Genomic DNA, 10,632 nt, shown 5'->3' on the forward strand with positions numbered 1-10,632 from the left:
CTGAACGACCTCCTGCTCACCGTCATCCGGAACGCCGAGGAGCCGACGGGAGCCGGGTTCGGGTCCTGACGAGGTCGAAGCCGGGCTTCGGAGCATCGCCGACGCAGGACCTCGTCCAGACGGTGTTCACAACGAAGGATGGATCTGCTCCAGGACCCCGCGATCCGCGCGGAACGGGCGCCGGAGCCTCATCCTTCCTCCGTCGTGAACAGGATCAGCCGAGCGGGGCCGACGAAGGACGTCCGCTTGGGCGCCCTCTTCCGGACGTGGCCGGAAGAGGGCGTTGCCCACGGCGCTCGCAGCTGTCACGGTCGCAGGGCGGCCGACGACGGCCGACCCGACCGGAAGACCCCATGCGCCTTCGAAGCACTGTCCGCCCGCTCGCGCTCCTCACCGGCGCCCTCCTCCTCGGGACCGGCCTCGCCGCCCTCGACGGGCCGCTCACCGGCACCGCGGCCGCGGCTCACGCGGCCGACGCTCCCGTCGCGGGCGGGCGCGTCGTGGGCTGGGGACACGACGAGGACGGTCGGACGAGCGCCCCCGAGGATCTGACCGACGCCGTCTCCATCGCGGCCGGCCAGTACTACGGCGTCGCGGCGAGGAGCGACGGCACAGTGGCCGTCTGGGGTGACAATCTCGAGGGCGGCCCCATCCCGGCGGACGACCTCCGCGGCGTCGCGGCCGTCTCCCCCGATCTGGCGCTTCTCGAGGACGGCACCGTTGCGCCGCTCTTCCCCCCGGAGGACCGGTACACCGAGCCGCCGGCGGGGCTGAGCGGCGTCACCGCGATCGACTCGAGCGGCACCCACAGCATCGCGCTCCGCGACGACGGGACAGTGGCGATCTGGGGGTACGACCAGGGGCGAGTGCTGGAGGCGCCTCCCGGTCTGGACGACGTCGTGGCGATCTCCGCCGCGTCCTTCCACACCCTCGCCGTCACGAGAGACGGCAGCGTCGTGAGCTGGGGCTACGACGGCCCCGACGACATCTTCGCGGGCTACTCCGACATCGTCGCGGTCGCGGCGGGACGGACCCACGACCTCGCCGTCCGCGCCGACGGCAGCGTCGTCGCCGAGGGGAGCGACAGGGACGGAGAGAGCGACGTCCCCGCCGGGCTGACCGGTGTCGTCGCGGTCGCCGCCGGGTACGGGCACAGCGTGGCGCTCCGCGAGGACGGCACCGTCGCCGCCTGGGGCGACGACGGTGCCGGCCAGTCCACGGTTCCCGCAGGACTGAAGGGGGTCACCTCGATCGACGCCGGCTACGGCTTCACCCTCGCCACCGGGACCCGTCCCGTCCTCACGGCTGCCGCGCCTCCCACGGCGACGGTCGGCACTCCGTTCTCCTTCGCCTTCGGAGGGGATGCGCGCCTCGCGGACCACACCCTCGCCAGCGGGACGCTCCCGCCCGGACTGACCCTGACTCCCGAGGGGTTCGTGACGGGCACGCCCGCAGAACCCGGAACCTCCGACTTCACCGTCACCGCGACCAACTCCTTCGGAACGACCACCATCGCCTCCCGGCGGATCACCGTCGAGGCCGCCCCGCCTGCACCCGTCGCGCCGACGATCAGCGGAACCGTCGCAGCCGGCGTCGTCGACTCGGCCTACGACTTCACCTACGCGGTCGCGGGAACTCCGGCGCCCGTCGTGACCGTGTCGTCGGGCGCCCTTCCCCCGGGTCTCACCCTCGATCCGACGGGGCGCCTCACCGGCACTCCGACCAGGACCGGCGCCTACGTCTTCACCGTGCAGGCCGCCAGCACCGCCGGAACCGCGACCGCGCAGAGCACTCTCACCGTGTCCCCTGCATCCGCTTCCGCGAAGGCCGACCTTCGCGTCGACGTCTCCGCTCCGACCACCGCGGTGAAGGGGAGGACGTTCACGTACACGCTCATCACGAGGAACGCCGGACCCTCCGCGTCGACGTCCGTCTACTCGAAGGTGATCCTCCCGCCGGGGGTGCGGTTCGTCTCCGCGACGGGGAAGTACACCCGTATCGGCAGCATCGTGGTCTTCCAGCGCTCCAGCCTCGGCAACGGGCGGACGTCCACCGAGAAGATCACCGTCACGGCCGTGAGCGCAGGCACGGGCACAGCGCTCGCAACCACCTTCTCCGTGAGGACTCCGGATCCGTCGATCCGCAGCAACGCCGACACCGCTGCCACCACCGTCCGCTGAGGAGGGTCGGGCGGGCGACGAGACCCTCCCGCCCGTCCTCGTGCATCACGCCGGGCGCAGCCAGTCCGTGATCGCGCTGACGACGCGGTCGAGGTGGGACTCGAGCAGGAAGTGCCCGCCGTCGACGAGCTCGATGCGCGCGTGGGGCGCGTCGCGGAGGAACGCCTGGGCGCCGGCGGGGGCGAAGATCTCGTCGTTCCGGCCCCAGACGGCGAGGACGGGGACTCCGGACTCGCGGATCCACGCCTGCACCGCGGGGTAGAGCTCGCGGTTGGTGGCGTAGTCGCGGAAGAGCGCCAGCTGCACGTCGTCCTGGCCGGGGCGGGCGAGGAGAGCGAGGTCGTGCTCCCAGGCGTCCGGATCGACGGTGGTGGAGTCGGGGACACCGTGGGTGTACTGCCATTCGACGGCCTCCCGGCCGAGAGCCGGCCGGAGGGCGTCGCGCGTCTCGTCGGTCCGCTCGGCGGCGTCGGCCCAGATCGGGTCCCAGAAGCCGGGCACGAAGCCCTCCTCGTAGGCGTTGCCGTTCTGCGAGATCACGGCGACGACCGCGGACGGATCGGCGAGGGCGAGGCGCCAGCCGACGGGGGCGCCGTAGTCCTGCACGTAGATCGTGTACCGGGTCACCCCGATGGTCTCGAGGAAGCGGCCGGCCACCGCGGTCAGGGCGGCGAACGTGTAGTCGAAGTCGTCGACGGAGGGCGCGGACGAGCGTCCGAAGCCGATGTGGTCGGGGGCGATGACGCGGTAGTGGCCGGCGAGGGCGGGGAGGAGGTGGCGGAACATGTGCGAGCTGCTCGGGTACCCGTGCAGCAGCAGGAGGACGGGCGCGTCGACGGGCCCGGCCTCCCGCCAGAAGACGTCGAGTCCGTCGACGGACACGGTGCGGTGATGGACGACGACCATGGCTAACCCTTCAAATCAGATTTACTGGTTAGCCGGACGCTAGCATGGATCGAACGGGCCGCACGGCGCGGGAGGACGGGGAACGATGGATCGGGACGAGGAGCTGCTCCTGGCGGTGCTGAACAGCGCGCCGGTGGTGGACGGACGGCCGACGGACGACCTCGGCGACACGTCCGGTCGCGGGCTCGCCCGGCGGTGGGGCGGAGCCGGCACCGAGGACGAGCTCGAGCGGCTGCGCCGCGCCCGCGACGCGCTCCAGGCCGTCGTGCGCTCGGGCGCGCCCGCGGCCGTCGCGGAGCTCGCGGACCTGGTCGCGCACGCCGTGCGCACCCCGCGCGTCACCGGTGAGGGCGTCGTGTGGGAGCTGAGCGCTCCCGAGCCGGATCGCCTCGCGGTGGAGTCGGTCCTCGCCTGGTCCGCCGTGAACGCCCGCTTCCCCGGGCGGCTCCGCGCTTGCGCGAACGACGAGTGCAACCTCTTCCTCCTCGACCGCAGCCGCCCCGGCACCGCCAAGTGGTGCTCGATGGCGACGTGCGGCAACCGGATGAAGGCCCGCGCGCACGCGAGCCGGTCGCGGGACTGAGGGCGGCCGGGAGGCGCAGCGGCGAAGGCTACGCGGCGCGCAGCCGGGCCGTCGATGCGGACGCCTGCGCTCGAGCCCGTTGCAGGGCGTCCTCGCGTCCGGCCGCGTCGAGGCGGGCGGGACCGTAGGTGACCACCGGGGGCAGGACGTCGTAGCCGACGAACTCGAGCATCCCGCGATGGATGTGGAAGAGGAACGACTGCAGGTCGCCGTAGCCGTCGGCGGCGCCGGGCGCGAAGGCCAATTCGCCACCTCCCGTCGTCAGCAGGAGCATCGCGGTCCTGCCGCGCAGGCCGCCTTCGGCGAAGACGCCGTGCTCGCCTCCGAACGTCGCGCCCATCACGAAGACGCGGTCGATCCAGCCCTTCATGATCGCCGGCATCGAGAACCACCACAGGGGGAACGAGAGCACCAGGAGATCCGCCTGCAGCAGCTCGTCGAGATCGCTCGCGACGGGCTCCCCGAGCGTCTTCTCGAGGACCGCGGTCATCTGCTGCGCCTGCGGCTTGAAGTAGTCGGAGCCGGACGCGAACTGGTCGCGGTGCAGCACCGGGTCCCGGCCCTCGGCGTACAGATCGAGCCGACGCACCTCCATGCCGTCGGCCCTCAGCTGCTCGAGGACCGCGTCCGCCTGCGCCGAGGAGAAGGACCGCTCCTCGGGATGGGCGTGGACGAGCAGAGCACGGCGAGCGGGAGCGGCCTCGGAAGCATCGGTCATGCCGCCGATCATATCGACGATTCGCGATACGTCGCTAGATCGAGGCTCCGAGCCGCTTCAGGAGCCCGTCGACGTCGGCGTCGCTCCTCCGGTAGTGGGTGTACTTCCCCACGCGCGTCGAGCGGACGAGGCCCGCGCGCTCCAGGGATCCCATGTACGAGGAGATGGTCGACTGCGCGAGACCGCTCTTCGCGGCGAGATGGGTGACGCAGACCCCGAACTCGGCGCGGTCGGCGATCGGCTCGAACTCGCTGAACGACGCCTCGGGAGAGCGGAGCCACTCCATGATCTGCAGTCGCGTGGGATTGCCCAGCGCCTTCAGCACCTCGACCAGTCCCGTGTCCACCGCGCCATTCTCCCCTGCTCGCCGACCGGGCGCCTCCGCGCCGGAATCACCCTCCGCCCGGACGCACCCCGCTCACGGCAGCAGGATCACCTTGCCGTCGAGCGTCCGGGACTCGGCGAGCTCCATCGCCTCGACGATCCCCGTGAGCGGGAAGCGGGCGGCGATGTTGGCCGTCAGCGAGCCGTCGGCGAGGAGTCCGAGCACGCGGCCGAGGTCCTCCTCGAGCCGCGCACGGAAGCGCGCGGGGCGCAGCGAGTGGCCCGCCCAGAGGTCGTAGAAGACCGCGCGCCGGCCGTTGGGGGCGAGCCGGTAGGCCTGGATCCGCGCGAGCTGGCGGAGGAAGGGGGGCCAGATACTCCCGGTGCTCGCGCTGACGATCGCGTACGCGACGAGGGTGCCGCCGGGCGCGAGCAGCGACCACACCAGCCGGGTCGTCGCTCCGCCGACGTTGTCGAAGACGGCCTGCACTCCGCCGGGAGCGAGCTCGCGCACGCGAGCGGCGAGGTCGGGATCGGCGTAGTCGACGGGCTCCACCCCGGCCGCTCGGAGGGCCTCGTGGTGGCGGGGCGAGGCGGCGCCGATCACGCGGATCCCCTCGAGGCGGGCGAGGCGGTGCACGAGGCCGCCGACTCCGCCGTTCGCGCCGAACAGGAGGATCGTGTCGCCGCGGGAGACCCGGGCCGAGCGGTGCAGCATCTGCCACGCCGTCACTCCGTTGACCACGACGGCCTCGGCGTCCTCCGACGCGACCGCGTCGGGGACGAGAACGCAGTCGCGGGCGGCGACACGGGCGTGCCCGGTCCAGCCGCCGGTCTTGGTGAGCGCGGCGACCCGGCGGCCCTCGAGCGACGCGTCGCCGCCGGGGCCGACCGCGAGGACCCGGCCGACGAGGTCGTAGCCGGGCGTGAAGGGGAACGGCGGCTGGGCGAAGTAGCGGCCGCGGCGCATCGACTGCTCGGCGAACGAGATGCCGGTGGCCTCGACGGCGACGAGCAGCTCGCCGGCCGCGGGAGGCTCGACCGGCGCCTGCTCGAGGAGCAGTCCGGACGGCTCGACGATCCCGGGGAGGACGACGCGGGTGGTGGTGCGGGGAAGCGTGGTGGACATGAGGGGCTCCTGGAATTTGTAGTGAGTGACTGGACAGTCACAACGGCGGGCATGAGGAAGAGGGTGGCGAAGAGGAGGAGGGGAGGAAGAAGAGGAGCAGACGGGAGGACCGCGGACTCAGTCGCGGTGCCGGATGCCGTCGGAGACGATGCGGGCCCACTCGGAGTCGACGCCGCCGAGGTCGGTCTGCACGATCAGGTGACAGAGCTGCCCGTAGGCGACGAAGCGCTGCACGGCCGGGCCGTCGGCTCCGGAGACGACGGTGACCGTCCGAACGACCGCGGAGATCCCGCGGCGCACTGCCTCGCGGATCTCGGGGACCTCGCACGCGCTCTGCGCCTGTGACTGCAGCATGATCAGGTCGCGGTCGGCGATCAGGTCGATGTAGGCGACGGTCATCGCCTCGAGCCGGTCGGCCGGGTCCGAGGAGGGCGAGGCCTCCCCCGCCGCCGCGAGCGTGGACGCCACCTGCTCGTAGCAGCGGTCGACCGCGGCGACGAAGACGCCGAGCTTGCCCGGGAACAGGCGGAAGACGTAGGCGGGCGAGACACCGGCCTCGGCGGCGACCTCGGTGATCGGAGTCGCGGCGTAGCCGGTGCGCGCGAAGACGTGGAGCGCCGCCGCGGTGATCCGCTCGCGCTGCGCCTCGGCGGTGGAGCGGGAGGAGGGGGAAGGCATGTGACTGATCGAACACTTACTTCGCTCGCCTGTCAAGAGCGCTGCCGGACGAGTCGACACGCGGGCCGGATCAGGAGCCCCGACGACTCCGTCAGCAGTACCGACGCAGGCCTGCCGGCCAGGAGGGGCGCGCGCCGCTCCGGAGCTCGAGCGCGCCTCCTCCGCCCTGCCGAAAATGGTTCGGCTACCGTCCGTGGCGGGCCGAGTTCCTCGGTCCGCCACCCGAGGAGGGATTGCCCATGCACGATTCGACCGAGGCTGCCGTCGTCAAGAGGGTCCTGGAGGACGAGATCCTCGAGAACTACGCCTCCGTGGTGGACGTGGTCCGGACCTGGATCGAGAGCCCGAACAGCGTCTGCATCGTCTACCGGCGCCGTCTCGACGGCGACCATCTGATCGGTCAGCGCTTCCGCTTCCCACCGCACGCCGCGAACGACGATCCCGTCTCGACGGGAGTCGATGCGGCGCTGAACACGGCCGAGCCCCTCGGCGCGCCCTTGGAACGCGCGCGGCTCGCGGACGGGGTCTTCTGGTTCGCGATACCGCCGACCGACGCACTGCCCGCCATCCCCGACGGGCCGTCAGCACCGAGCCGGGACTGAGCGACGGCGGCGAGCTCGACCGGGCACCCCCTACCCCGCACCCCCACCCCGCCCCTAGGTTGGGGGGACCCGCATCGCCGACCGCGCACCACAGAGTTCCGATGGAGGAACGCCATGGCCACGACACCCGTGCTCCGCAGGATCGCGATCGCGCTGGTCGCGGTCGTCGCAGTGGGAGTGGCGGGTGCCGCACCGGCGTCCGCTCTCGACAGGCCCGTCTCCGGATACCTGAAGGACAGCGGGCTCACGCCCGAGAAGATCCGCGACTTCCTCGGCGGACCCCTCATCTCGCCCTCGACGCAGGTGGGCTACGGCGGAGCGGTCTCGAGCGTCGACGCGAACGCGAGCCGCGTGGGCATGGAGGTGCTGAAGCGCGGCGGCAACGCAGCTGACGCCGCTGTCGCCACGGCCGCCGCCCTCGGCGTGAGTGAGCCCTACAGCGCCGGCATCGGCGGAGGCGGGTACTTCGTCTACTTCGACAAGGCCTCCGGCGAGGTCAGCACCATCGACGGACGCGAGACAGCGCCGGCCGGCATCACCTCGGACGCGTTCCTCGACCCCGCGACCGGAGCCCCGTACCCGTTCACCCCGGACCTCGTCTCCTCCGGCGTCGCGGTCGGCGTGCCCGGCACGGTGGCGACCTGGGACACCGCGGTCGACCGCTTCGGCACCCTGCCGCTCCCCGTCGTGCTGGCGCCCTCGATCGCGCTCGCGGCGAAGGGCTTCCGGGTGGACGAGACCTTCCGCAACCAGACGCTCGACAACCTCGAGCGGTTCCAGGCGTTCCCCGACACGGCCGAGCTCTTCCTCCCCGGTGGGGACGCGCCGAAGGTGGGCAGCACCTTCCGCAACCTCGACCTCGCGAAGACGCTGACCTCCATCGCCGTCCACGGGCCGGACGCGTTCTACGAGGGCGCGCTGGCCGCCGAGATCGCCGACACGGTCCAGAACCCGCGGATCGCCGAGGGGGCGGACCTCCCCGCCCCGGCCGGCACGATGACCGTCGCCGATCTCGCGGCCTACTCGGTCGCCGAGCAGGCGCCGACCCGCGTCTCCTACCGCGGACTCGACGTCTACGGGATGGCACCCTCCTCCTCCGGCGGGATCGCGGTCGGCGAGGCCCTCAACATCCTCGAGAACCACGACCTCGCGGCCGAGGACACGGGCAGCGCCCTGCACCTCTACCTCGAGGCGTCCGCCCGCGCCTTCGCCGACCGCGGCGCCTACGTCGGCGACCCGGCCTTCGTCGACGTGCCCACCGAGACGCTCCTCAGCCAGGAGTTCGCGGACTCGCGGGACTGCACGATCGACCCGGCGACCGCCTCCGTCCGCCCGGTCGCGCCCGGCGCTCTCGACGGCTCCGGATGCGCGACCGCCCCCGCCGCGGAGGAGTCGGACACCGAGAACATCTCCACGACCCACCTCTCGGTCGTCGACAAGTGGGGCAACGCCGCCTCCTACACGCTGACGATCGAGCAGACCGGCGGCTCGGCGATGACCGTCCCCGGCCGCGGCTTCCTCCTCAACAACGAGATGACCGACTTCTCCCCCACCTTCGTCGACGGGGACCCGAACCGGATCGAGCCGGGCAAGCGCCCGCGCTCGTCGATGTCGCCGACGATCGTGCTCGACGGCGGGGACGTGCGGTTCGTCGTCGGCTCGCCGGGCGGATCGACGATCATCACGACGGTCCTGCAGACCCTGGTCAACCGCATCGACCTCGGCATGACGCTCCCCGAGGCGGTGGCAGCGCCCCGCGCCTCCCAGCGCAACGGCGCGACGACCTCCGCCGAGCCCGAGTTCATCGAGGCGTACGCCGACGACCTCGCTCCCTTCGGCCAGCAGCTGGTCCCCTCGGGCGACACCTTCACCTCGGCCGCGCAGATCGGCGCGGTGGCCGCCATCGAGGTCGACCCCTCCGGCCGGATGACCGCGGTCGCCGAACCGGTGCGGCGCGGCGGCGGCGTCGGGCTGGTGGTCCGGCCCGAGAAGTGACGCCCCGGAGCCTCCGCGGCCCGCTGAGAGGAACCGTCGCCCGGCCGCTCCTCTCGCCCGAGAGCGGTCCTCCGCGGGAAGGAGGCTTCTGCGACACTGGGGAGATGTCGTCGTCGCGCCCGCTGCGCACCCTCCGGGGTGTCGTCGCGGCGACGGTGGCGACGCTCGTCGCGCTGTTCTCGCACGTGGCCGGCGGCGGCCAGATCCCGGGTCCGCTCGGTGTCGCGACGCCGCTCGTCCTGTCGGTCCTGGTGTGCGTGGCGCTCGCCGGGCGCAGGCTCTCCCTGGTCCGCCTGGCGGTCTCGGTCGGAGTCAGCCAGTTCCTGTTCCACACGCTCTTCACGATCGGGACCTTCACGGGGCCGGTCGATGCGCCGATGGTGCACGCGCACCACGGTGCCGTGATCGACGTCAGCGCGGCGATGACGCACAGCGGGATGACCGGCTCCTCGATGTGGGCGGCGCACCTCGTCGCCGCCGTCGCGACGACCGCGGCGCTCCACCGCGGCGAGTCCCTCCTCGTCAGTGTCGCCGCGACGACGAGCCACCTCGTCACCCGCCTGGTGCGGGTCCTGCCGACTCCGGTGGCCGCTCCTCGACCCGCGCGACGCTCCTCCTTCGAGCTGCGCGACGTGCTCCCCCTCGCCTCGGGCGTCTTCCCCCAGGCGGCGCTGCGGCGCGGCCCCCCTCTGCAGCCCGCCTCCTGATCATCGACGCGAGCCGCGGCGAGGACCTCCCCGGAGGTCCCCGCAGCGTCTGACCGACCCGTCTCCTCCCTGGACCCTCGCGAACGGCGCGCCCCTCACCGGGACGGCGGAGGCCGACGAGCCCGACTTCGAGGCGACGACGACCATCGGCTTCCCGGTGATCCCGGAGTTCTCGCACATGAGGCGCGCCCGCTCGGAGAACACCGCCGAGCGCTTCCACCGCCGGGCCTACAACTACGACGACACCCCGACGGGCGAGGACATCTCGAACTCCGGGCTGATCTTCGCGGCGTTCCAGGCCGACGTCACCGCGCAGTTCGTGCCGATCCAGAAGCGCCTGGACGAGCTGGACCTGCTCAACGAGTGGACGACGCCGATCGGCTCCGCCGTCTTCGCGATCCCGCCGGGCTGCGTCGAGGGCGGCTACATCGGCGACACCCTCCTCTGACCCTCACCGGCACCCGCCACAGCACCGAAGGACCAGAAGCATGACCACCACCGCCACGAGACCCCGCGACTCCGCCGACACCCCGCCCCCGCCGCACAGAAGCAGCGCAGGCTGGCTCGGACAGCTGCTGCTCCGCCTGCACTTCTCCGCCGCCCTGTTCGTCGGGCCGTTCATCCTCGTCGCCGCGACCAGCGGAGCGCTCTACGCACTCACCCCGCAGCTCGAGCAGGTCGTCTACGCGCAGGAGCTGCACGCCCCCGAAGCGGACACCTACGTGCCCCTGGCCGACCAGATCGACGCCGCCGACGCGTACACCGGAGGCGGGCAGAGCATCGTCGCCGTCCGCCCCGCACCGAACCCCG

11 protein-coding genes and 1 pseudogene are annotated in these 10,632 nt (G+C 72.5%); 7 read left to right on the top strand and 5 right to left on the bottom strand.

All coding sequences use genetic code 11. From position 1 onward, the window contains the following. Nucleotides 1-353: 353 nt before the first annotated feature. Nucleotides 354-2,180 carry a putative Ig domain-containing protein gene (locus tag C5D09_RS16605; RefSeq protein ID WP_104269810.1) on the top strand — a complete coding sequence of 609 codons (1,827 nt, stop codon included), beginning with the start codon at nt 354-356 and terminating at the stop codon, nt 2,178-2,180. A gap of 45 nt (nt 2,181-2,225) precedes the next feature. Here the strand turns inward: C5D09_RS16605 and C5D09_RS16610 are convergent, their stop codons facing one another. After that, entirely contained in the window at nt 2,226-3,086 is an 861-nt protein-coding gene (locus C5D09_RS16610) for an alpha/beta fold hydrolase (protein ID WP_104269811.1), read from the bottom strand. Between the two features lie 85 nt (nt 3,087-3,171). Between C5D09_RS16610 and C5D09_RS16615 the strand changes: the two genes are divergently transcribed. Continuing rightward, nucleotides 3,172-3,669, top strand: coding sequence for a CGNR zinc finger domain-containing protein (locus tag C5D09_RS16615; RefSeq protein WP_104269812.1), 498 nt, complete (start codon nt 3,172-3,174; stop codon nt 3,667-3,669). Between the two features lie 28 nt (nt 3,670-3,697). Here C5D09_RS16615 and C5D09_RS16620 read toward each other — a convergent pair whose 3' ends face one another. The 4 genes from C5D09_RS16620 to C5D09_RS16635 all read right to left on the bottom strand — a co-directional run bounded on the left by C5D09_RS16620 (nt 3,698) and on the right by C5D09_RS16635 (nt 6,518). Then, nucleotides 3,698-4,387, bottom strand: coding sequence for an NAD(P)H-dependent oxidoreductase (locus tag C5D09_RS16620; protein ID WP_104269816.1), 690 nt, complete (start codon nt 4,385-4,387; stop codon nt 3,698-3,700). 34 nt (nt 4,388-4,421) lie between these two features. Further along, nucleotides 4,422-4,733 (bottom strand): helix-turn-helix transcriptional regulator, encoded by a 312-nt coding sequence (locus C5D09_RS16625; RefSeq protein WP_244230566.1) that lies wholly within the window; start codon nt 4,731-4,733, stop codon nt 4,422-4,424. 72 nt (nt 4,734-4,805) lie between these two features. After that, nucleotides 4,806-5,840 carry a medium chain dehydrogenase/reductase family protein gene (locus tag C5D09_RS16630; protein ID WP_104269813.1) on the bottom strand — a complete coding sequence of 345 codons (1,035 nt, stop codon included), beginning with the start codon at nt 5,838-5,840 and terminating at the stop codon, nt 4,806-4,808. Nucleotides 5,841-5,957: 117 nt separating this feature from the next. Continuing rightward, a complete protein-coding gene (locus C5D09_RS16635) occupies nt 5,958-6,518 on the bottom strand; it encodes a TetR/AcrR family transcriptional regulator (RefSeq protein ID WP_104263383.1) in 561 nt (186 codons plus the stop codon). Nucleotides 6,519-6,757: 239 nt separating this feature from the next. Here C5D09_RS16635 and C5D09_RS16640 point away from each other — a divergent pair, with 239 nt between their 5' ends. The 5 genes and pseudogenes from C5D09_RS16640 to C5D09_RS16660 form a co-directional block, all read left to right on the top strand. Then, a complete protein-coding gene (locus C5D09_RS16640; protein ID WP_104224922.1) occupies nt 6,758-7,120 on the top strand; it encodes a hypothetical protein in 363 nt (120 codons plus the stop codon). A gap of 114 nt (nt 7,121-7,234) precedes the next feature. Next, nucleotides 7,235-9,115, top strand: a complete 1,881-nt coding sequence (gene ggt, locus C5D09_RS16645; RefSeq protein ID WP_104269814.1) for a gamma-glutamyltransferase — start codon at nt 7,235-7,237, stop codon at nt 9,113-9,115. Between the two features lie 104 nt (nt 9,116-9,219). Next, on the top strand, nt 9,220-9,822 hold the full coding sequence (locus C5D09_RS16650; protein ID WP_104269815.1) for a hypothetical protein: 603 nt from the start codon (nt 9,220-9,222) through the stop codon (nt 9,820-9,822). Nucleotides 9,823-9,898: 76 nt separating this feature from the next. Continuing rightward, nucleotides 9,899-10,270 (top strand): annotated as a pseudogene (locus C5D09_RS16655) (Dyp-type peroxidase); the annotation flags it as partial. Nucleotides 10,271-10,310: 40 nt separating this feature from the next. Then, nucleotides 10,311-10,632, top strand: a 322-nt coding sequence (locus tag C5D09_RS16660) for a PepSY-associated TM helix domain-containing protein (protein WP_146085668.1), incomplete at its 3' end; no start/stop codon positions are given.

This window comes from Rathayibacter sp. AY1C9, from assembly GCF_002932315.1.
GTDB lineage: Bacteria > Actinomycetota > Actinomycetes > Actinomycetales > Microbacteriaceae > Rathayibacter.